Annotated in this window: 20 protein-coding genes and 1 pseudogene; 8 read left to right on the top strand and 13 right to left on the bottom strand. The window is 35.3% G+C overall.

The genetic code is table 11. The features are described from left to right. Positions 1–226: 226 nt before the first annotated feature. Together K6959_RS03555 and K6959_RS03550 are read right to left on the bottom strand one after the other, a co-directional pair. The gene (locus K6959_RS03555) at positions 227–1216 is read right to left on the bottom strand and encodes a lipoate--protein ligase (RefSeq protein ID WP_223087656.1); all 990 of its coding nucleotides are present in this window, start codon (positions 1214–1216) and stop codon (positions 227–229) included. Positions 1217–1232: 16 nt separating this feature from the next. After that, on the bottom strand, positions 1233–1967 hold the full coding sequence (locus K6959_RS03550; RefSeq protein WP_223087655.1) for an MBL fold metallo-hydrolase: 735 nt from the start codon (positions 1965–1967) through the stop codon (positions 1233–1235). Positions 1968–2125: 158 nt separating this feature from the next. Here K6959_RS03550 and yhfH point away from each other — a divergent pair, with 158 nt between their 5' ends. Then, entirely contained in the window at positions 2126–2260 is a 135-nt protein-coding gene (yhfH, locus tag K6959_RS03545; RefSeq protein ID WP_163239034.1) for a protein YhfH, read from the top strand. Positions 2261–2477: 217 nt separating this feature from the next. Here yhfH and K6959_RS03540 read toward each other — a convergent pair whose 3' ends face one another. From K6959_RS03540 to hemE, 5 genes are all read right to left on the bottom strand, one after another. Further along, positions 2478–4679, bottom strand: coding sequence for a YhgE/Pip domain-containing protein (locus K6959_RS03540; RefSeq protein WP_223087653.1), 2202 nt, complete (start codon positions 4677–4679; stop codon positions 2478–2480). Between the two features lie 112 nt (positions 4680–4791). Further along, positions 4792–5367 (bottom strand): TetR/AcrR family transcriptional regulator, encoded by a 576-nt coding sequence (locus tag K6959_RS03535; RefSeq protein WP_223087651.1) that lies wholly within the window; start codon positions 5365–5367, stop codon positions 4792–4794. 384 nt (positions 5368–5751) lie between these two features. Further along, entirely contained in the window at positions 5752–7179 is a 1428-nt protein-coding gene (hemY, locus tag K6959_RS03530; protein WP_163239028.1) for a protoporphyrinogen oxidase, read from the bottom strand. A 97-nt stretch (positions 7180–7276) separates the two neighbouring features. Further along, positions 7277–8215, bottom strand: coding sequence for a ferrochelatase (gene hemH, locus K6959_RS03525; protein ID WP_223087649.1), 939 nt, complete (start codon positions 8213–8215; stop codon positions 7277–7279). 86 nt (positions 8216–8301) lie between these two features. After that, positions 8302–9339, bottom strand: a complete 1038-nt coding sequence (gene hemE, locus K6959_RS03520; RefSeq protein ID WP_163239024.1) for a uroporphyrinogen decarboxylase — start codon at positions 9337–9339, stop codon at positions 8302–8304. Positions 9340–9570: 231 nt separating this feature from the next. Between hemE and K6959_RS03515 the strand changes: the two are divergent. Both K6959_RS03515 and K6959_RS18795 read left to right on the top strand, forming a co-directional pair. Beyond that, positions 9571–10089, top strand: a pseudogene (locus K6959_RS03515) (antibiotic biosynthesis monooxygenase family protein). Between the two features lie 39 nt (positions 10090–10128). Next, entirely contained in the window at positions 10129–10251 is a 123-nt protein-coding gene (locus K6959_RS18795) for a hypothetical protein (protein ID WP_258561149.1), read from the top strand. A 193-nt stretch (positions 10252–10444) separates the two neighbouring features. On the opposite strand, the gene K6959_RS03510 is transcribed toward K6959_RS18795, so the two are convergent. The 3 genes from K6959_RS03510 to liaF are packed head-to-tail and all read right to left on the bottom strand — an operon-like array spanning position 10445 to position 12899. Further along, positions 10445–11068, bottom strand: a complete 624-nt coding sequence (locus tag K6959_RS03510; RefSeq protein ID WP_223087648.1) for a response regulator — start codon at positions 11066–11068, stop codon at positions 10445–10447. Positions 11069–11072: 4 nt separating this feature from the next. Further along, positions 11073–12110: a sensor histidine kinase gene (locus K6959_RS03505; protein WP_163239018.1), complete on the bottom strand. Its 1038-nt coding sequence runs from the start codon at positions 12108–12110 to the stop codon at positions 11073–11075. Positions 12111–12122: 12 nt separating this feature from the next. After that, positions 12123–12899, bottom strand: coding sequence for a cell wall-active antibiotics response protein LiaF (liaF, locus tag K6959_RS03500; protein ID WP_262421883.1), 777 nt, complete (start codon positions 12897–12899; stop codon positions 12123–12125). Between the two features lie 340 nt (positions 12900–13239). On the opposite strand from liaF, the gene K6959_RS03495 reads away from it, so the two are divergent. Together K6959_RS03495 and K6959_RS03490 are read left to right on the top strand one after the other, a co-directional pair. Beyond that, positions 13240–14634 (top strand): hypothetical protein, encoded by a 1395-nt coding sequence (locus K6959_RS03495; RefSeq protein ID WP_223087647.1) that lies wholly within the window; start codon positions 13240–13242, stop codon positions 14632–14634. A gap of 99 nt (positions 14635–14733) precedes the next feature. Then, positions 14734–15942 (top strand): M20 family metallopeptidase, encoded by a 1209-nt coding sequence (locus tag K6959_RS03490; RefSeq protein ID WP_223087646.1) that lies wholly within the window; start codon positions 14734–14736, stop codon positions 15940–15942. A gap of 20 nt (positions 15943–15962) precedes the next feature. Here the strand turns inward: K6959_RS03490 and K6959_RS03485 are convergent, their stop codons facing one another. From K6959_RS03485 to K6959_RS03475, 3 genes are all read right to left on the bottom strand, one after another. Beyond that, positions 15963–16685 carry an EcsC family protein gene (locus tag K6959_RS03485; protein ID WP_163239010.1) on the bottom strand — a complete coding sequence of 241 codons (723 nt, stop codon included), beginning with the start codon at positions 16683–16685 and terminating at the stop codon, positions 15963–15965. Between the two features lie 76 nt (positions 16686–16761). Continuing rightward, positions 16762–17979, bottom strand: coding sequence for an ABC transporter permease (locus K6959_RS03480; RefSeq protein ID WP_163239008.1), 1218 nt, complete (start codon positions 17977–17979; stop codon positions 16762–16764). Then, a complete protein-coding gene (locus tag K6959_RS03475; protein ID WP_163239006.1) occupies positions 17972–18712 on the bottom strand; it encodes an ABC transporter ATP-binding protein in 741 nt (246 codons plus the stop codon). Before K6959_RS03475 ends, K6959_RS03480 begins: the two co-directional genes overlap by 8 nt. A gap of 1175 nt (positions 18713–19887) precedes the next feature. Here K6959_RS03475 and K6959_RS03470 point away from each other — a divergent pair. From K6959_RS03470 to K6959_RS03460, 3 genes are all read left to right on the top strand, one after another. Then, positions 19888–20313 (top strand): HIT family protein, encoded by a 426-nt coding sequence (locus K6959_RS03470; RefSeq protein WP_163239004.1) that lies wholly within the window; start codon positions 19888–19890, stop codon positions 20311–20313. 141 nt (positions 20314–20454) lie between these two features. After that, positions 20455–21540 carry a phosphoserine transaminase gene (gene serC, locus K6959_RS03465; RefSeq protein ID WP_223087645.1) on the top strand — a complete coding sequence of 362 codons (1086 nt, stop codon included), beginning with the start codon at positions 20455–20457 and terminating at the stop codon, positions 21538–21540. A gap of 266 nt (positions 21541–21806) precedes the next feature. Continuing rightward, entirely contained in the window at positions 21807–22328 is a 522-nt protein-coding gene (locus tag K6959_RS03460; RefSeq protein ID WP_163239000.1) for a tryptophan transporter, read from the top strand. Positions 22329–22427: the final 99 nt, after the last annotated feature.

Here is a 22427-nt window from a genome sequence, read left to right as displayed (position 1 = left end):
TATATTATATTGAAAGAAATTTTATCAATCAAGCTTTTATGTGTTTTTTTTCTTAAAAAATGAATAAAACAAGTGCTTTATGTAATATTTCAATTTTTATTAACAGCAGGATGTCAGGATAAATATCATAAAAACTCCTTCTAGATACATCATAAGGAACCATTTAAAAGACTCATTCGTGTGAAATCATCTTTCACACGAATGAGTCTATAGCTCAAACAATTATTTAGTAAATTAAATTGATTACTTCTTCTTTCGTTACATTTCCAAAAAAATATTTAACATCTACAGCGGTTAACGCTTTTTTAATTTCTTCTTTATCATAGCGGATCCCGTTAAGCTTCTTCTCAAATTCTTCTACATCCCCAACGCCAAAAAAGTCGCCATAGATTTTACATCGTTCTATTATTCCTTTAACTATTTCCATTCTTATATCAATCTGGCCAACAGGAAAACGATAGGAATGCTGCACATTGAATTTTGGTGATTTTCCGTAATTCCACTCCCAATTTTGGTAACGTTCTTTAGAAATTTGATCAATATTTTTCCAATCTCCTTCAGTTAAATTATATGTGGGAATCTGTTCTGTTTCATTAAAAATATAGGTTAATAGTAAAGTACGAAACTGTTCAATTGTCATTTTTTCTGATAAAAGTTCTGAAATATTTGTAACACGGCTTCTAATTGATTTAATGCCTTTTGATTCAATTTTATCTTTCTTCACCTTTAATGCAGATACGACATGATCGATTTCGGAATCGAATAAAAGTGTACCATGACTAAACATTCTTCCCTTTGTTGAAAATTGAGCATTGCCAGAAATTTTTCGTCCCCCTGCAATAATATCATTGCGGCCGCTCAATTCTGCTTGAATACCTAACTTCTGTAGTGCTTTTATAACCGGTTCAGTAAACTTACGAAAGTTATGAAAGCTATCTCCATCATCCTTCGTAATAAAACTAAAATTTAAATTTCCTAAATCGTGATACACAGCGCCTCCTCCAGACAAACGCCGAACAACATGAATTTGATTTTTTTCAAAATAGTCTGTATTTATTTCTTCAATTGTATTTTGGTTCTTTCCAATGATAATTGATGGCTCATTAATGTAAAACAGCAAATATGTTTCATTTATATCTAAGTTTTTTAACGCATATTCCTCAATTGCCAAATTAATTCGCGGATCAGTTATTCCTTTATTATCAATGAACAACATCATAGACACTCCTTTATTAAAAATGAATTGATAATTTGCTTTTTGCTAATAAAATTGTTCCTTTAAAAGCTTGTCCAGCTTCAGTCACAAGATGATTTAAGTTCCCGTAATGCGGCAAATGTGTTAACAATAATTTCGTAACATTTTCTTTTTCCGCAAGCCTCCCTGCCTCAATACTTGTCATATGCCCCGCTTCTTGGCCATTTTGATTTCCATAAAAATTACATTCACAAACAAGGAGATCTGCATTTTTACTAAAATGAACAAATTCCTCGTTATATGCCGTGTCGGCAGTGTAAATAATTGACTTTTCACCTGCTTCTATTCTCATTCCATAGCAATCAACAGGATGTTTAGTTTGTAAAAAAGTAATTGAAAAGGGACCAATAGCAAGTGTTTCATCTGGATCATATTCGATCCCAACAGTAATATCCTTATATGTTAACTTTGCAAATTCCTGTTCATCTTGTCCATGCCCATAAATAGGAAGAATGGGGGAATCTTTTCCCAACAGCCGCTGAATCAACCTAGCATGCTGTAATACACCGATATCAGCAACATGATCTGGATGATAATGTGAGATGATGACACAATCAAGGTTTTCTGGCGGCAGTATACTTTGCAACTTTGATAAAACAGCACTGCCACAATCGATCAATAAATGAAAACCGTCATGCTCTAACAAATAACCTGCGCTTGCCTCATTTGCCTTCGGATAGCCGCCCCAGCAGCCAATTACAGTAAATTTCATCTTCGGTCACCTTTCATCTATTTACTAGTCTTCTGTTTTTACTATACTCGATTACACTGTTTATTTCATTTTTTACATTTTGTATTAAAACAGTTATTGACTTATTTAATCTGTTATAATACAATGTGATTAACATAAAAAATGTGGAGGTTCACACCATGATACAAAGCTCCCTTGAATTTTTTAAAAATTTACTGCCAAAAAAATGTGTTAACTGTGGTGAAGATATTGAAGAACAGCACGAATGTTATGGAAACAAATGTGACAAATGCTTAGGTGTTATCGAAGAATAGTTAATTATGTATATATGAATCTACTTATAGTTGTTTTTAGTCGAAAACCCTCTCATTCATCGACTAAACTTTCTTTCCTCCCAAGCAAAGAAGAGCCGATCAACTAGTTGCACTAACTAGTTGATCGGCTCTTCTTTTGTTATCTTTCACCAGCCTTCCCTTACAAAGCAAGGCAAAAAACTCATGGAGAACTAATTTTTCTCCATAAGTTTTTTTATTATGATTGTTCCACCGTAGAAGCAAACTGACGTTTATGTTTAAAGTTAAAATATCCTAATGTTCCCACCATGAAAATAAGGATAAATATTGATAAAATCCCTACGTTCTGCCACATAAAGCCGAAGTCTCCACTAGAAATAACTGCTTTAAAGCCATGTACTGTGTAAGTCATCGGTAAAAATGAGTTAAAAGGCTGTAAAATATTTGGAATTAACTCAAGTGGGAAAGTTCCCGCACTTGTTGTTAGTTGCATAATTAAAATGATAATCGCCATAAAGCGCCCTGGATCTCCAAATAGAGAAACAAAAAATTGAATGAGCGCAACAAACGTAATACTTGTGATGATCGTGAAGAAAATAAACATTGGTACACTTTGAACTTGTAAATCTAATCCTACAAGTAATACAAACACTGCTAGTAACGCTTGAATAACACCTATTGTAACTAAAATAATAAATTTACTTGCAAACCAACTGAAACCGTTCCGTGGAACCGTCATTGGCTCCGTTAATGGAAAGACGATTGATAATAATAAAGCACCAACAAATAAACCTAACGAAACAAAATATGGTGCAAAACCTGTTCCGTAATTCGGTACTTCATTTAATTTGTTTTGCTTAACTTCGATGGGCTTTGCCATCATATTGTAAGTTTCTTTTTTTCCTTTAACACCTGAAACTTCATCTGCTCCATCAGCTAATTTACCAGCCAGCTCTTGGGAACCTTCTAACAATTCAGATGTTCCTGATTTTAATTTTTCAGAACCATCCGCTAATTGACCAGCCCCATCCGTAAACGCATGTGAACCATCCTTCAATTGATTTAAACCAGTTGATAACTTCGTTGATCCTGCTGCAAGCTCGCTTGAACCTGAACCTTGGTGAGCTTCACCAAGCTTTGCTCCAAATGTCTCCATCCCAGCTCGAAATTGCTGCTGACCAGCAATAAGCTCCTGAGAGCCTTTGTCAAGCTGCTCACTTCCAGTCGCTAACTGATTAATTCCCGCCTGTAAAGCTTTTTGTCCTTCATTTACTCTAACAAGATTATTTGATAACTCCTTAGCTCCTGAAGACAATTGCCCAGCAACTCCTGAAAGTTTAGCTGTGCCATCTTTCACTTCTTGACTTCCAGCTGACAGCTGTTGAAGTGCACCTTTTAACGCTGCCTGCTTTTCTGGTGGTAAAGCAGGCATTACTTGCTCAAGTTGCTGTTCAAGCGCTGCAATACCATTATTTAATTGTCCGGCTCCGTTTGCAGCTTGATTTGCACCTTGCTGCCATTGTGATAAGCCCGATGCTAATGTTTCAGCACCTGTTTGGAGCTGTTCTGTACCTGATATAAGATCAGGAATTGATGTTTGAGCCTTTTTTAGACCATCCTTTGTTTGTGAAATACCAGTGGCTAGTTTACCATTCCCATCAGCTAACTTATCAGCTGCCGTCTGTAATTGACCATGTCCTTCCTTAAGTTGACCAAGACCATCAGATAACGCTTTTGTCCCTGAAGCAAGTTCATTTGAACCACTATTAACTGCATTCACCCCAGCGTTAAATTCAACTGATTTTTCGGCTAAAACAGTTAAATGTTCATGAAGCTTTTCAGATCCTTCATTTAAACTTGAAACACCATCACTTAATTTACCTGCTCCATCACTTGCTTGCCCCATTCCATCGGCAAGCTCACCAATTTTATCAAACATCGTTTCTGCATACGTTTCCGTTATTTTTTCTTGTAAAGATGTTTGAATTTTTAAAACTGCAGTCTCACCAATTTGGGATGATAAAAAGTTAAAACTTTCATTAGGAACATATGTCAAGTCAAGTTTTTTTGGATGGTCATCCATCAATGTTGTTGCATTTTCCGAAAAATTTTCTGGAATTTCAACAAGCATATAATATTTTTGCTGCTTAAGACCTTTATATGCTTCTTTTTTACTCACAAATTGAAAGTTAAAATCTTTGCTATCCTTTAATTTTGTAACGAGCTCCTTCCCTAACTCTAGGTTCGTCCCTTCAAAATCTGCCCCTCTATCCTCATTTACAATCGCAACGGGCAAATCATCTAAACGTTCGTACGGATCCCAAAAGGCCCATAAAAACATTCCTGCATATAAAATGGGAACAAATAAAACAGCAATAATTGGGATGAGGAGCTTCCGATTTTTTAAAATTTCTTTCAGCTCTGCCTTCAGCAAACTCATTAAGCAATGCCTCCTTATCAGTGGGTATCCTTATCTCAACTGAAATATCAAAACAATATACTAATTGACCATATTATTCATTTAGTCATATCATTCCAAAAAATAAGGATCATCATTTTGGAGATAATCCTTTAAAGATGTATAATTCAAAGAGTTCAGCTATCTCTTTTTTATTAAGAGGCTGATGATGCTTCTCCCAGTCGAAAATAAGAGATACGTAAAGCTTTAGCATGATAAACGCTGTTATTTCCGGATCGCATGTACGAATTTCTCCTTTTTTAAGTGCATCTTCTACTCTTTCTTTAATAAAGCTTAAAATGGCTTTTTCAAGTTTCTCCATCATGTCCTTAACAGCAGGGGTGCCCATTTCCAGTCCCTCTTGAAAAAGCTTAATCGTCAGTTGATGCTTAAGTCGAAATTCTAAAATGTTATACAAAACACGGTGTGCGTTTTTATGAAATGACTGTAATGGATCAAAAGATTCATCAGCAGTTATTTTCATTTCTGTAATAAGAGTAGAAACAATATCATCAAATAACTCTTCTTTATTTTTAAAAAATGTATAGATCGTTCCTTTTCCTACATTGGCCAATTTTGCAACTTGATCCATCGTTGTTGCTTTATATCCAAATAGTGAAAAAAATTTCGTTGCAGCTTCTATTATTTGTTGTTTGCGATCAATGGCCAAAACTTCACCTCCACTAAAATGACTGAATGAGCATTTTGGTCAATTAGTTCTTTCAATACGATATCACAGAGTAAAATATAATGCAATCTAAAATAGAAAAAATATTTATGTTTATCATTAAAACAAAACTCTGTTTGTTTAACAAGTAAAAAAACACCTTTATCACAGCAACACCTTAATGCATTAATATAAATCTTTAGTCAAAAAACCAGCTGTTCATCGTCAGCCGATTTCGATCCGTATCCAACATTGCTTGTACTTCGCTGTGTGCTCATGAACATCCGTCCTATTTGCTTCTGACTCGTTGTCATCGTCTCGACTGACAAGTGTAGAGACTTTACTACAAATTTTTTCTTTGTCTCAAGCTCAAAACCGACTGTTATATTAGTCAGCCGGTTTTTCATTTGGATTCATATTCAAATAAGTCAATACTTTTTCAACGGCCGCTTCCCCTTGGTCAATACAATCTGGCAAGCCTAAACCTTCATAAGAACTTCCTGCCAGAAATACACCCTTTAGTTGTTGAGCCATTGCTTGTTTAACAGATTCGAGCCGTTGCTTATGTCCAACTGTATACTGGGGCATTGCAGCTTTCCAGCGGCTTATAACAGAGAAATCAGGCTTTGCCGTAATATTCATCGTTTTATTTAAATCATCTAAAACGATTTTAACGATTTGGTCATCTGATAACTCAACGATCGCTTCATCACCTGGTCGTCCAACATAACAACGGAGCAGTACTTTTCCTTTTGGTGTTGTATGAGGCCATTTTTTATGTGTCCATGTACATGCAGTAATTGTAAAATCGCTATTTCTTGAAACAACAAACCCAGTACCATCAATATCCTTGTCTATAGCCTCTTCGGGATATGCTAAGGCTACCGTTGCTACAGATGTTGAAGGCATATCTTTTAAAGGTGCAAATAAAGAATAATCAGGGAAGATTGATCTTGTCACTTGATGTGGAGTTGCAACAACTATACTATCAGCTTGAATGATTTCTCCACTATTTACATAAATACTGTAATTATCATCACTGTCTACTACTTTTTCGACACGCATACTTTTTAAAACTGAACCTTTTTCAAGCTTTGCTTCAATCGCACTTATAAATGACTGTAACCCTGTAGTAAACGTTAAAAAGATTCCTTTTTTTCTAGGACTTTTTTTCTGAGGAGGCATTGCTTTTTTCATGCCAAGAGCAAGGCTTCGATACTTTTGCTCAACATGATAAAATTGCGGGAAAGTTGACATTAAGCTTAACTGATCAATATTTCCTGCATAAATTCCTGAAAGAAGAGGTTCAATTAAATTTTCAACAACCTCATCTCCAAGTCTCCTTCTAAAAAATTCTCCTAGCGACTGATCTTCCTGAGCTTTTGAGCGCGGTAAAATAAAATCAGCAGCTGCACGTATTTTTCCTGAAAAAGTAAACAAATCAGTTGTAACAAACGGAGTAATTTTTGTCGGAATTCCCATTACTGAACCTTCAGGCATTTGATGGAGCTTATTTTGAACAAGTACATATGATTTACCCGAAGCATTATTGACTAATTTATCCTCCATGCCGACTTCTTTCGCAAGCCGAGCAGCACTTGTTTTCCGCTCTAAAAATGAATCAGGACCTCTTTCAATAACAAAGCCATCTCTTACAACTGTTTGAGCTTTCCCGCCAAGGCGATGTGACGCTTCAATCAATTTCACATCAAGGGGTAGGTCATAGTCTCGTGCAACTTTTTGTAAATAGTAAGCAGAAGTTAAACCAGTGATTCCTCCTCCAATGACAATAACTTTTTTCCTATCTTTAAACACCGTTTATCGCCTTCTTTTCATGAAAAATTACCTCACATTAATCAGTGGGAGTCCTTTTTTATCCCACTGATTATTGCAGTTATAAAAATTTTTATTATTATCCCTTCATGCTGAATTTCTTTAAGACAACTGTAGCAAGTGCATCGATAAACTCTGGATTCGCATTAGGCATTTCAGGGCGATAATAACTGGCACCGATTTCATCTGTTACAACTTTACATTCATAATCATTATCGTAAAGGACTTCTAAATGATCAGCTACAAAGCCAGCCGGAACGTAGACAAAAGCTTGGTAACCTTTTTTATTATGTAAATCACGTGTTAAATCTTGAACGTCGGGTCCAATCCATGGTTCAGGAGTATTTCCAGCACTTTGCCAACCAATTGTATATTCTTTGACATTTGCTCCCTCAGCTATAAGCTTAGCTGTTTCAAATAGTTGATCAGGATAAGGGTCACCGTATTGTAAGATTTTCTCAGGCAAAATATGAGCAGATACTACTAATACTGCGTGCTCTTTCTCGTCGGCTGGCATATTTTTATAAATTTCTTTCACTTTATTCACCCAATATTGGATAAACTTAGGTTCATCATACCAGCTTTCAATTGAAGTAATTTTCGGGCCGCCAAGCTTGTTAGCTTCCTCTTTTGCCCTGCCATTATATGATTTCACACTGAATGTTGAAAAATGAGGTGCAAGAACAATACTAACAGCTTCTTCAATTCCATCCTGATGCATTTGCGTAACTGCATCCTCAATGAAGGGCTCTATATGTTTAAGTCCAATATACTTTTTAAATTCAACCTTATCTTGAATTTCATTTAAGCGTGCCGCCAATTTTTCTGCCTGTTCTTCTGTAATTTTCGCAAGCGGAGAAATACCGCCGATTGCTTCATAGCGAGATTTTAAGTCTTCTAACATTTCGTTAGAGGGCTTGCGGCCTCTTCGTATATGTGTATAATAACGCTCAATATCTTCTTCTTTATATGGTGTACCATACGCCATTACAAGTAAGCCTATCTTCTTTTTTGTCATGTTGTCATCCACCTCTTTCTAATTATCTCAAAGCAAACATGAAGTCACTGTTATTATTTACTAAATAGGATGCTCAAAAAGTAACATTATTTATTTGCTGAGTAATCATGAATGAAGGCAGTTAAACGTTTTAATGTTTCTGGTTTCACTTGTGGAAACACTCCATGACCTAAATTAAAAATAAATCCTGGTTGCTCCAAGCCTTGATCAAGAATCTCTTTAGCCCGTTCTTCAATTACTTCCCAAGGCGCAAGTAATACTGCAGGATCAAGGTTACCTTGCAATGTTTTAGTCAGTCCCATCTTTCGTGCCTCTTTAACGGATAAGCGCCAATCAAGCCCAACAACATCTAACGGTAAATCATGCCATTCTAATGCAAGGTGACTTGCTCCAACTCCAAACATAATGAGTGGAACACCTTCTTGTTTTAATTCTGTAAAAATTCTTTCCATTACAGGTTTAATAAATGTTCGATAATCAGCGGCATTTAGAGCACCGACCCAAGAATCAAAAATTTGAATCGCTTTTGCACCTGCGTTAATTTGCGCCTTCACATAGGTAATCGTAACTTCGGCTAATTTATCCATTAAAACGAACCAAGCCTTAGGCTCAGAATACATGAAACCCTTTGTTTTATTATAGTTTTTTGAAGGCCCACCCTCTATCATATAACTAGCTAACGTAAATGGCGCGCCAGCGAAACCAATTAATGGAACAGATAACTGTTCAGTCGTTAAGATCTTTATTGTTTCAAGAACATAAGGAACATCCTCTTCTGGATGGATTTCCCCTAATTTTTCTACATCGGCTAAAGAGCGAATCGGATTTGAGATCACCGGTCCTACACCTGATTTAATTTCAACATCTATACCTATTGCTGGAAGCGGTGTCATAATATCTTTATATAAAATCGCCGCATCTACATTATATTGTTCAACTGGAAGTCTTGTAACATACGCACATAATTCTGGTTGATGCGTTATTTCAAACAATGAATACTTTTCTTTCAACGCTCTATACTCAGGCTGTGAACGACCAGCTTGTCTCATATACCAAACCGGTACATGATCTGTTTTTTCTCCTTTAGCGGCTTTTAATATCGTTTCGTTCATTTGCTTATTCATCTATGTATCCACCTTTCAATTTCGCTATTATTACTATTGTAAATAAAAATGTGCCATTTCACAAAAATACGAACGTTACTTTTATAAACTGATTCAAATATAGCGTTTTCTACTATGGTTGTATAGGTAACCGTTAAAAATGTCAAAAAGTTGACGCTTTTACGTATGATTAACTTTAAAAATGTTTCAAAATAAGATCTTTTTGGTAAAATAACGTTAGAGGTGATTAAAATGAAGATCTTTATGACGAACGGAACAATTGAATATTTAAAAAAAGTAATGGAGAAGCACAAGTTAGAAAAAATGATTTTAATGGAAAATGAAAATACCGCCCTGTTACTCCATGAAACAAATGGAAAAACAATTTTCAACGAACCGCGCAGCTATGAAATCATCGATCAAGCTGGAACTTTACAACAGTACGGTTTTGTCGCGATGAATAATATCCCCGTTACAGATGAAGGAAGACCTATTTTTTAGTACCGTTTTAAAAATCGAGCTCGATTAATTGAAAATGAACCCGGTTTTGTAGCAATTCGCGTACTTCGACCTCTCATCCATAACACGTATATAATTTTAACAATATGGGAAAATCCCCAAGCTTTCGAAGCTTGGCAACAGTCAAAATCGTATAAAAAAGCCCATAAAAAACAGAAAAGTTCACAGACAAATAATGAAACAGGGATCTTCGCTGCACCTTCATACGTAACAAAATATATTATTCCTACAGAAGAAGAGGAAGAAAAATAAATTTATCTTTCAACAGGGAAAAAGGATGAAGCAGTTTTCTTGAAAATAGTTGAAAAACACTTGCCAAAAGAACACGCAGGAACGAACAGAACTGTAGTTCAAAGTCTTAGCAACACAAAAAATGCAGGTGTTTTTCTACCTCAAGAAGCAAAGGCTAGTTAACTTTGCTACTCCTTAAAACAAATTCCTTCAGACCGATTGAAAACGCTTGTTAGTTCAGGCACCAAACAACGAGGCAAACGAAGCGAAAATAACGATGCATATGAGCGTTTTTCACCAGTCTAAATAAGGGTAGTTTTTTTCTTTCTCCCCTTCATCATATACTTTTTATCAATTTCAGAAAAAAGTTTTTTTTTTATATACCATTCCGATTTGCATAAATAGCAGCTTGAGTTCGGTCTGCTACATTTAATTTGCTTAATATATTGCTTACATGTGTTTTAACAGTTTTAATCCCGATAAATAATTCCTCGCTTATTTTTTGATTTGTCATCCCTTCACCAATACACATTAACACTTCAAGCTCCCGCTCGGTTAAATCATCGTGTGGCTTTTTCTCTTTTTTTCGAAAATGATTGATCATTTTATTTGCTACTTTAGGTTCGATAACCGCCTCACCTTTTACAGCTTTTTTAATTGCATTGACAACATCTTGTGCTTGAGCTGTTTTTAACATATAACTAAAAGCTCCTGCCTCAATCGCAGGAAACACTTGTTCATCATCATAAAAGCTTGTAATAATGATAATTTTACATTCAGGATAAAAACTTAAAATTTCTCTCGTTGCCTCAATCCCCGTTCCATCCTCCATTAATAAATCCATTAAAACGACTTCTGGCTTTTTCTTTCTGACTAGTTCAACCGCTCCTCTTCCACTGCTTGCTTCGCCAATCACCTCAATTCCCGGTTCTGTTATTAAATACGAAATAATCCCTTTTCGAACCATCTCATGATCATCAATCACAGCAACCTTAATCATTATGTTAATTCTCCTTTCTTGGTATACGGATGTCAATATATGTCCCTTCATTTTTCTTTGATCGAATTTTAAAAATACCGCCCACTTCCTCACACCGCTCTCGCATCGTTTTTAATCCATACGATGCAATTTTAGCTTTTTGCCAATCAAAACCTTTTCCATTATCACTGATAAATAAATAAATATAGTTTTCCTTTTCTGTTAAAATAAGCTTTACTTTTGATGCATCGGCATGACGTAAAGTATTAGACAGAGCCTCTTGAATAATTCGAAACAAATGTTCTTCAGCAGATTTTGACAAATGAGTAACCTCATCTACGCTTGCATTAAATTCAATATTTGTTTTATTTTTCAATTCGTGTATTAATTTAATGACGCCATCACATAATGAATCCTCACTAAGCTGTATTGGACGTAAATGCAAGAGCAGCGCCCGCATTTCCATTTGAGCTTTTGCAGCTATATTTGCAATTTCATGTAATTGTTGTTTTGCTTTATCTAAGTCAATCTCAAACATTCTTAGCGCTGCTGATGACATCATCCCAAGTGCAAATAGCTGCTGGCTTACTGCATCGTGTAAGTCACGCGCAATTCTTTGCCGTTCCTCCATCACTGCAGCTGCATGAGCTGATTGGGCTAACATTGATTTTTCATCTGCTAGCCGCTGCATCGAATGGACTTGTTCTTGAATGTATTTCGCAAGTTGATTTAACTCGTCTGTAATTAAGCCAATTTCATCCTTTTCATAGGTTACAATCCGTTCAGAAAATTTGCCGCTTCTTAATGTAGATACATATATTAATATATCTCCTAGTCTTCCTTTTATTAAATAGCTCCCCTTTAATCCGAAATAACTGCCTACAATGATTAAAATAATAAACACATATATTAATAGCCAAAATGTAGTAGCTACATTAATTGAAGGATTTTTCACAATTGATAAATAAATTTGTAATCCAATAAAAAAAAACAGGGAACTAAACAAAGCTGTCATCAAGAAGCTTTGTAAAAACCAAAATCGAATACTGCGCATTTCTTTCATCTTTTAAGCCCCCTATACTTTATCAACTCGAATAGCGCCTATTTTTAACTCTATTGTAATCATTAATCTTTTAACTGCTTCATCGTAATCTTTTGATTTATAAGTTAACGTAGGGCCGATAAAGTTTGAGTCAAGATTAAAAATTCGAACATCCCCTATCTTAACAAATGCTTTTATGTTCACAGGAATATCTTCAGGAATCAGAATTTTGACATCGCTAATCAACCCACGTATCGTAATCGGAATCTCTTTTTCAGGAATATAGGCTTTGCTAAAATCGATAAAATAATCCCCTATCGTATTATATAAATCCATTGGTTCAGCAGGCCAGTTCGTTTTGCTAAAACTAATATCACCTATTGAAAATCCTCTTTTCGTCTTATTAAAATCTGCATTCTTTAATTTCTCATGGAAGTCCTCCCCAAAATGTACTTGTATTGAATTTTTCTTAAAAATCATTAACATACTTATATAAATAAAAATAATCGGCCACAGCTTCCAAAAATCCCAAAATCGAAATTCAATGAGATTAAACCGATCCCCTATCAATAGCCCTCCAAAGATAATGAGAAACAAACTATTAAAAAGATGAAAATGGGATGAAGACCGGAAACGAAACAATCTGAAAAGCCCAATAAAAAATAATAGAAAAGGATAAATTACGACAATCAATTCTTTTATTTCCAAGGAAATGACACCAAGATTAAATAAAAGTAATAAAATACCAATTATTAATAAACAAATAGCATAAAAAGCTTGATTCATTGAACGATATCGCAAATAAACCACCTTCTTTCAAGATAACCTTCTTTTAGGTAATATCGTAACACCATCTATCTGAGTTGGACAAGGATTCAAAGTGTAATAGATATTAACTCCATTTTAACTTTTTTAGCATTCCTTGTAACATTCAAAAGATTGTTTTCTTATCAGCCTAGCGTCTGATTTTTTCCATTATGACAGTGCTATATCATTCTGTACTTCTATGAATAAAGCTCACTACAATATTAATTAATATTACATTTACATAATCGTTCACGAATTTTATTTGGGCACATATCCTATATCACATTAGAATACACTTTCAAAACCTCCAAGTCTGTTCACTATATGTATAGGAGGAATGTTTATGGGGATTGAATTAACAATAACTCATTGGATTTATCTCATATTTATTGGTTTTATTATTAGTTTTATGGTATTTCGCAAGGATACGACTCTCATTTGTATGATTGGAATTTTTCTCATATCCATCTTAACAACAAAATCATTAGATGCTTCGATTAGTAGTATTTTTAATGGGTTTATATATGCAATTACAGAACTCCTTTCCACCATTTTAATCATTTCAATCATTGTCGCAATGAGCAACATATTAATAGCTACAGGAATTAATGACATCATGATCGCTCCTTTTACTAAGCTAATCCGTACCCCTGTATTAGCTTACTGGGTAATCGGTATAACGATGATGATCATTTCTTTGTTTTTTTGGCCTTCTCCAGCCGTTGCTTTAATGGGAGCCGTCCTTCTTCCAGTCGCTTTAAAGGTAGGACTTCCGGCTATTGGCGTCGCAATGGCAATGAACTTATTCGGCCATGGTATCGCCTTATCAGGTGATTTTATTATTCAAGCAGCTCCAAAGTTAACAGCCGATGCTGCTGGACTGCCCGTCAATGAAGTAATGGCGGCAAGTGTTCCTCTAATCGTTGTAATGGGACTTGTTACAACGGTAACTGCTTTTTTGCTATTAAAAAAAGAGATGCGAAAAGGATACTTCCCGAATATAACAAAGAAACATTTCCACTATTCAAGTACAGGAAAAAAAGCCAATTTGCTTACCCTTCCCCAGAAAAGATTTTTTGCATTGCTCATTCCCCTCCTATTTGGAATGAATGTTGCAGCAATGTTTATCCTTAAGTTACAAGGCTCCGATGCTACTGCTCTAATTGGGGGAACATCTATTCTTATTATTGTGACAATCTCTCTCATTAGTTATAAAAATAAAGGATTGGAAAAAATAACGAACTATTTTATTACTGGATTTCAATTTGGATTTAAAGTATTTGGCCCAGTTATTCCAATCGCTGCATTCTTTTATTTAGGAGGAGATGGCTTTTCCACAATTATCGGAGATTTTCTTCCTGAAAGCTCAAATGGAATTGTAAATGATTTAAGCTATAGTCTTGCTGGAAGTGTGCCATTAAATAAAGGAATTAGCATGATAACAGTTGCTATTTCAGGCATCATTACAGGGCTAGATGGGTCTGGCTTTTCTGGTCTTTCTCTAATTGGTTCTATTAGTGGTCTTTTTGGTGCTGCCTTAAATACGAGTGCTGCTACACTTACAGCACTAGGTCAAGTTGCGACGATTTGGGTCGGAGGTGGTACATTAATCCCGTGGGCACTAATCCCAGCTGCAGCTATTTGTAATGTCGACCCATTTGAACTGGCACGGCGTAATTTAGTTCCAGTTGCAACCGGATTAATTGTGACAACGATTGTAGCATTATTTTTAGCGTGAAATATTGGGATTATTAAAGGGCAAGAAACATAAATATTAATAGTTGTTTTAAAAAATAACATCTTAACTAAAAAATGTTATACTATTTTAAAAAAGGAGATGATTATTTTGAGCAAAACTTTATTCGAGAAGTTAGAAAACAAGTATAGCGAAATGGTTGAAATTCGTCGCTATTTACACCAACACCCTGAATTATCATTCCAAGAAGTTGAAACAGCACAGTACATAAAAAACTTTTATGAAAATTTAAAAATAGATGTCCGAAGTGACGTTGGCGGAAATGGAGTTGTCGCCAAAATTTACGGAAAGAAACCTGGAAAAACAGTTGCTCTTCGCGCAGATTTTGATGCCTTGCCTATACAAGACGAAAAAGATGTACCATATAAATCTCTCACTTCAGGTGTAATGCATGCTTGTGGGCACGATGGACATACAGCAACACTTTTAATTCTTGCAAAAACATTACATGAGATGCGTCATGAATTAGCTGGCACTTACGTTATGATTCATCAGCATGCAGAAGAATTTGCCCCAGGCGGTGCCATTTCAATGATTGAAGATGGTTGTCTAGATGGTGTTGATGTTATTTTTGGCACACACTTATGGTCACTTACCCCTATTGGAAGGATTCAATCGAGAGTAGGTCCGCTTATGGCTGCAGCTGATCGATTTGAAATTACAATTCAAGGCGCAGGCGGGCACGGCGCAGAGCCTCATAAAACAAAAAATGCGATCGTCACTGCATCTCAGCTTGTCGTCAATTTACAGCAAATCATTAGCCGGAAAGTCAATCCAATTGATTCAGCTGTTCTTTCTATCGGTTCCTTCGTTGCTGGTAATGCCTTCAATATTATCGCTGATAAAGCAACATTAACTGGTACTGTTCGTACCTTTAACAGTGAAGTTCGTGATTCAATAGAAAAAGAAATTGAGAGAATCGTAGAGGGAACGTGTTTCACAGCCAATTGTACTTATCATTATAAGTATCATCGAGGATACCCAGCCGTCAAAAATTATAAAGATGAAACAAACTTTTTATTCAACTGTGCAAAACAGATTCCAGAAGTAACAACGATTGAAGAAATTGAACCCCATATGGGCGGAGAGGACTTTGCTTATTATTTACAGCACGTGAAAGGATGCTTTTTTATAACAGGTGCGCAGCCTCATGATCCTGCAAAAGCTTTTCCACACCATCATCCAAAGTTCGATATTAATGAAAAGGCGATGCTCATCGCTGCTAAAACACTTGGCTTTGCTGCTGTTAAATATCAAGAGCAATTTTCTGAATTTACTGTAAATGTATAAAACTTAAACGAACCCTTAAGCTACAAACCTTGAGGGTTCGTTTTTAATAGTCTTAAGCGATAGGCATTCATTGCAGTTTCCCCAAGTTGATCTAAAAGATTGTAATTTGCATATGCACCAACTACTGCCCCAAAACCAGGGATTAGCTGAAGCATTTTCACTAAATCAATATAATCGCGATACTCTTGCTGAAACTCCCTCCAATCCATATCAATGAGTTCCTGTTTCCGTTCCTCCCATTGATCAATGAGCTGCATCGTTTCTTTTTTTTTCTCATCACTTGAAAAGGCGAGCTGAAACACGTGAAGAATAAAGAGACGTTCTTCATAATCATTCGTATTAAAACCATATATGGAAGCTGCTTCAAATAAAAACTTCATTTTAATCGTTAATAGCAAAGGAAAATCAGCGAACCCTAGCAAAATGCCGCCCGCACCTGTCCCAGCTCCTTCAATGACTGCTGTTTTTCGAAAAGCAGATAATCGTTCCTTTAAAAGTTCGTCACGTTCGAATAAGGTAAATGTTTGTTGACGTTTTTTTGTTGTTAAATTTGAACCGACAAGAGTTGCTTTAACCATATTTTTTATACTTTCTGTCAGCAATAGATGTACTTTTTCAGGAATAAGCTGATTTACTTTATTTTGAGCTTTTTTTGAAATCCGGTTCACTAAACTAGGTCTTTTTGTCATCTCACGTTGCCATAACTGCAATTGCTCGTATACTTTCGTTTCATACTCGTTCATTTTTTAATACCGTCCTTCAACTGTACTTTTATCAAGTATACGCTTTTTTAACTAAAAAGTTTCATACAAAAAGCTGCTAGCTTTCGAAGTGAAATTTCTTTGTTACATAATAAAAAACAAATAGAACAATAAACAAAATTGAAGCTACAAATGTCATCAATGCAATCAGCCAATCTCCTTTACTTAAAATGACGAGTGTAAATAAACTTGACTGGATAAGCAAAATCATAAAAAGTAATTTATTGAACGTTCTTCCTTTTACTGTTTCAGAAACAGGATACAGTGTAATCCATAATTTATTTTGATGATGATGTTTAAGAGGAATTAATTGGAATCCTGTTAAATATAAAAATAACAACGTAATAAACAGTTGACCAATTCCAAACGAAATAAAATAAAGTCCTGCCCCGCCAATAATCGTTAAACGGATAAACAAGCCGAAATAATCACCTGCTCTTAAAAATGTTCTTGTATATAAATGGGCAAATGTTTGATCCTGTCGATAGGAAATTAAGTAAAGCAGCCAATCAAGCCATTTTCGTCTTTTAATTCGTTCCTTTAAATGCGGTACATCAGTAAATAAATTCGCAAGCCGATAAAAGGAAGTCATTCTTTTTTCCTCTTGACGAATTAACGATTCCCACTTTATCCCTCTTGTTTCTGTCCTTTTCGAAAAATAAATATACAATAAGACGAAGACCCCTACCAATATAAGTAAATAAGCGAAGCTTGCCTGTACAAATAGAAGATAAAGGAATAAAGCATTAATACTAAAGCGTACTAGCATATCGCTAGTATGGACATACGCTTCGATATAGTACAGAATTTTCATTCTTACAGCGATATTTAATGCTTTCATTCCAATTAAAAAGAGCAGGAAAATAAAAAAAACCTTGAAACTACCACCCTTAACTTGAACATACATCGGCATTAATGCTGCTAAAATGAATAACAAAATATACGATTGAAAAAGAATACTAACAATTGCTGATCGCTGAAAATAACTCGATAATTTTGTTTCTAAAGGAAGAAAAAAAATTTGATCAGGTTCGATTAAAAATGTATAAATAGGACTATATGTTAAAAAAACAGCAAGGGTTCCAGCCATAATTAATTCAACAGGAAATTGAGACGAAAGCGTCTCAAGCCATTGTTGATAATAGTACGCTCCTGTTCCGAGAAGAAAGAACATGACAATTACTAAATGACCGTTTAAAATATAGCGAAGATAACGCCCCATTTCTTTACTATTTTCCCCAAACCGCTTCTTCCATAGTATCTTTTCATCAAACATAATCTTCTTCCTTTGTCAATTGAATATATAAATCGTCTAGAGTTGCACTTGGCATTGAGAATTGCTCACGTAAATTTTGCAACGTTCCTTTGGCTCTCACTTCACCATTATGTAAAATAACAAACTGATCACAATAACGCTCGGCTGTTGACAATATATGGGTTGACATTAAAATGCCCGAACCAGCTTCCTTCATTTTTTTCATTAAATCAAGCAACGATTGTATTCCAAGAGGATCAAGGCCAACAAAAGGTTCATCAACAATATACAAAGAAGGTTGAACTAAGAAAGCACACATAATCATAACCTTTTGCTTCATTCCTTTCGAGAAATGAGCAGGAAACCAACTTAAACGTTTCTCCATTCGAAATTCGTGTAAAAGATGATCCACTCTCGACTGAAAGGTGTTTTCGTTAAGTCCGTAAGCCATTGCGGTTAGTTTTAAATGCTCTTCAAGCGTCAATTCATCATAAAGAATCGGTGTCTCCGGAACAAATGTAAATTGTTTTCTATACTTGTCTTTGTCAGATTGAAAGGAATCTCCATTAATTGTGATCTCTCCGCCTTTTGGTTCCATCAAACCGATTACATGCTTGATCGTTGTGCTTTTTCCTGCACCGTTTAAACCGATTAATCCAACAATCTCTCCTTCATTTACTTGAAAGGATACGTTCTTTAAGACCGGATTCCTCGTATACCCTCCTGTTATATTATTTATTTCTAATAACGCCATTTTACGTCCTCCTGTTTAATCTCACTATTATGAAGCATCGACAAATTTTACTTAATATCAACTAGTTATATTTTAGCAAAAAGCTGTCAATAAAAATAGTTACATCTTTCATAAAAAAAAAAAAAACGCATATTTCGTTATTAAAGTGGCATGATATTGTTTGAAGGGGAGAACTAAAAAATCGGTACATCAACTGCATAAATAAATACCGTTTCTTACTTCGTATGTTCCTAAAAGGGGATGGTTGTTTTGGACGTGAGAATCGTAACATTGTTCTTACACCCAAAATAGGTGCAAATGCTCATAGTAAAGATCATCAGCTGCTTTATACGTTGTGAAACATATAAAGACCTTTTTAGAGGGGATGATCAGCTTGAACAAAGGATCGCTCTCACATTAAACAATTCATAAGATAAATGAGGTGTTTACCAAAGACACTCAACCTTTATTTAGAACGTATAAGTAAAGTATACTCCCTTTCGAGGCAGGATTCCAAATGGATCCTGCCTGCATTAATTTAAAGAAAAGTTAATATTAAAGTAACACTCTTCTTTAGACTGATTGAAAACGCTTGTCAGTCGAGGCGCCGAGCAACGAGGCGGAAGCGAATAGAACAGGCGTTCATGAGCTTACAACGAAGTGCAAGTAACGCTGAATGCGAGCGTTCATCAACAGTCTAAAGGCAGGATTCCAAATGGGTCCTGCCTGTTTTTTATTTAAAGAAAAGTTAATATTAAAAGTAATACTCTTCTTTAGACTGATTGAAAACGCTTGTCAGTCGAGGCGCCGAGCAACGAGGCGGAAGCGAATAGAACAGGCGTTCATGAGCTTACAACGAAGTGCAAGTAACGCTGAATGCGAGCGTTTATCAACAGTCTAAAGGCAGGATTCCAAATGGGTCCTGCCTGCTTTAATTTAAAGAAAAGTTAATATTAAAGTAATACTCTTCTTTAGACTGATTGAAAACGCTTGTCAGTCGAGGCGCCGAGCAACGAGGCGGAAGCGAATAGAACAGGCGTTCATGAGCTTACAACGAAGTGCAAGTAACGCTGAATGCGAGCGTTTATCAACAGTCTAAAGGCAGGATTCCAAATGGATCCTGCCTGTTTTCTTTTCTAAAAAAGTATGATAACATTGCCAAAAAAACAACATCATTATTGAAAGGATGAAACATATTGACGAATTGCATTTTTTGCGACATTGTAAATGGCCGTATTCCGGCTGCAAAAGTGTATGAAAATGAGCATGTACTTGCTTTCCTTGATATAAGTCAAGTGACAAAAGGCCATACACTTGTTATTCCAAAAATACATAAAGAAAATATTTATGAGTTATCACCGAATATCGCAAGTCATTTATTTGAATCTGTACCATCTATTGCCAATGCAATTAAAGCTGAATTTAATCCAATTGGACTAAACTTATTAAATAATAATGGTGAACAAGCAGGACAATCAGTTTTTCATTTTCACTTACATTTAATCCCTCGTTACGGTAAAGGAGACGGGTTTGGTGCCGTTTGGAAAACCCATAATAGCGCTTATACAAATGATGATTTACAAAAAATCGCATCTAATATAAACAAGCATATCATTTTTTAGCTTCTGCACAGGCAGAAGCTGTCTTTTATTTTTTTTATTTTTTTATATAAAATAAAGCTTATTTTTGATAGGATAAATGTAAATCTATCTTTATTTCTTTACCGTATCATAGTAAACATTTTTGTATTGGAGGAAAAAGCGATGAAACGAGCGTTAAACTTTAATGCGGGACCTGCATCTCTTCCACAGCCTGTATTAGAAAAAGCACAAAAAACTTGGATGAATTACAACGGTACTGGAATGGCCGTTATGGAATTAAGCCACCGCAGTAAAGAGTTTGAACAAATAAATAACAATGCACAATTACTTTTACGTCGGTTAATGAATATTTCCGATGATTATGAAGTATTGTTTTTACAAGGCGGAGCGAGTTTGCAATTTTCAATGGTACCAATGAACTTACTTGAAAAAGGAAAAACAGCTTATTACGTACTAACTGGTTCCTGGTCTGAAAAAGCATTAAAAGAAGCAAAGAAACATGGAAAGACAAAAATTCTTGCTTCAACGAAAGAAGACAACTACCGTTCCATCCCTAAACTTGAAAATATTCAATTTACTGAGGAAGCCGCATATCTACATCTCACTAGTAACAATACAATTTATGGAACGGAATGGAGTGAATACCCTAAGTTAACAAATGTACCGTTAATTGCTGATATGTCTAGTGATATATTAAGCAAACATATAAACGTATCGAATTTTGGACTTATTTACGCAGGTGCTCAAAAAAAACTTGGTCCCTCGGGAGTTACTGTCGTAATCATTCGAAAAGATTTACTTGAACGATCCCAAGATAGCCTACCGACGATGTTAAATTACCGAACACATGCAAAAAGCAAATCTCTTTATAATACTCCGCCAACATTGGCAATTTATTTACTTATGCTCGTTCTTGAATGGATGGAATCAGAAGGTGGCATAAAAGTACTTGAAGAAAGAAACAATGAAAAAACAGCCATCTTATATAAAGCAATCGAAGAAAGCAACGGCTTTTACAACCCACATGCGGTGTTAGATAGTCGATCAAAAATGAATGTAACTTTTACTCTTAATAATGATGAAATGACTGCCGCTTTTCTTTCCGCAGCAAAAGAAGCCGGCTTTATCGGCTTAAATGGCCACCGCTCAATTGGCGGCTGTCGTGCCTCTATTTACAATGCTGTTCCAGTTGAGCACGTCATTCAGCTTACTGAATTTATGAAGAAGTTTCAAAAGAACTACAGGTAATGTAAAAATTTAATCAGCGGGAGCTTTCCCTTAGTTCCCGTTGATTGATGAATTTGAGCAAATATAACATTTCTTGGAAATAGACAGAAGATAAAAATTATGTTTTTATACTAAAACAGAAAATTATTTTCGAATAAAATGATGTTAAAATATAGCATTTAGCAATGGGTGCAAATATGATATAATATTTACAATCTTTTCGCCGTTGGCATATGAGAGCATTTCGGGAGAAGAATGAGTTTAGATTAGAAGAGGAGAGATTAATATTGAGTGCAAAAAACATTGTAATTCTATCTTTATTAGTAGGAATAGGTGCAGTTCTCCATGCTGTTGTTCCGGGAATATTTCTGTCAATGAAACCAGATATGATGTTGACAATGATGTTTTTGGGAATTATTTTATTTCCTGATAAACAGAGCGTTCTTTTACTTGGAATTGTAACGGGCTTAATATCTGGAATCACCACTACCTTTCCAGGCGGATTAATTCCGAACATCATTGATAAACCAGTAACCGCATTTATATTTTTTATTTTATTATTGGCAATAAAAAAATTTCATTTTTCCATTATAAGCATTAGCATTTTAACGGCTCTTGGAACAATTATTTCCGGAATTATCTTTTTATCATCCGCTTACTTTATTGTTGGATTGCCTGGAGCATTCACAGCGTTATTTGCAGCAGTAGTTTTACCAGCGGCACTTGTCAATACAATTGTCATGTTAATTCTTTACCCAATCGCTATTTCAATATTTAAACGTACAAAGCTTGCTGAACAAACAAAATAAATTCAATAATATACAACATGATTACGATTCTTTCCAGATTATTTGAACGAAAGACGTGAAAAAGCCTTCTCAGTCAAGCTGCAAAGCGAATAAAACATA

Origin of the sequence: Bacillus aquiflavi, from assembly GCF_019915265.1 — a bacterium.
In the GTDB taxonomy this organism is placed as follows: domain Bacteria; phylum Bacillota; class Bacilli; order Bacillales; family Cytobacillaceae; genus Bacillus_BT; species Bacillus_BT aquiflavi.
Note: the sequence above shows the minus strand (reverse complement) of the source record. Positions and strands in the feature narration are given on the sequence as shown.

Coding starts and splice junctions, on each gene's coding strand:
- K6959_RS03475 (WP_163239006.1), bottom strand. CDS start 18,712: ATGGCGTTATTAGAAATAAATAATATAACAGGAGGGTATACGAGGAAT.
- K6959_RS03485 (WP_163239010.1), bottom strand. CDS start 16,685: ATGAACGAGTATGAAACGAAAGTATACGAGCAATTGCAGTTATGGCAA.
- K6959_RS03510 (WP_223087648.1), bottom strand. CDS start 11,068: ATGATTAAGGTTGCTGTGATTGATGATCATGAGATGGTTCGAAAAGGG.
- hemH (WP_223087649.1), bottom strand. CDS start 8,215: ATGACAAAAAAGAAGATAGGCTTACTTGTAATGGCGTATGGTACACCA.
- K6959_RS03495 (WP_223087647.1), top strand. CDS start 13,240: ATGGGGATTGAATTAACAATAACTCATTGGATTTATCTCATATTTATT.
- K6959_RS03550 (WP_223087655.1), bottom strand. CDS start 1,967: ATGAAATTTACTGTAATTGGCTGCTGGGGCGGCTATCCGAAGGCAAAT.
- hemE (WP_163239024.1), bottom strand. CDS start 9,339: ATGAATAAGCAAATGAACGAAACGATATTAAAAGCCGCTAAAGGAGAA.
- K6959_RS03555 (WP_223087656.1), bottom strand. CDS start 1,216: ATGTTGTTCATTGATAATAAAGGAATAACTGATCCGCGAATTAATTTG.
- K6959_RS03480 (WP_163239008.1), bottom strand. CDS start 17,979: ATGTTTGATGAAAAGATACTATGGAAGAAGCGGTTTGGGGAAAATAGT.
- K6959_RS03490 (WP_223087646.1), top strand. CDS start 14,734: ATGATTATTTTGAGCAAAACTTTATTCGAGAAGTTAGAAAACAAGTAT.
- K6959_RS03505 (WP_163239018.1), bottom strand. CDS start 12,110: ATGAAAGAAATGCGCAGTATTCGATTTTGGTTTTTACAAAGCTTCTTG.
- K6959_RS03540 (WP_223087653.1), bottom strand. CDS start 4,679: ATGAGTTTGCTGAAGGCAGAGCTGAAAGAAATTTTAAAAAATCGGAAG.
- serC (WP_223087645.1), top strand. CDS start 20,455: ATGAAACGAGCGTTAAACTTTAATGCGGGACCTGCATCTCTTCCACAG.
- yhfH (WP_163239034.1), top strand. CDS start 2,126: ATGATACAAAGCTCCCTTGAATTTTTTAAAAATTTACTGCCAAAAAAA.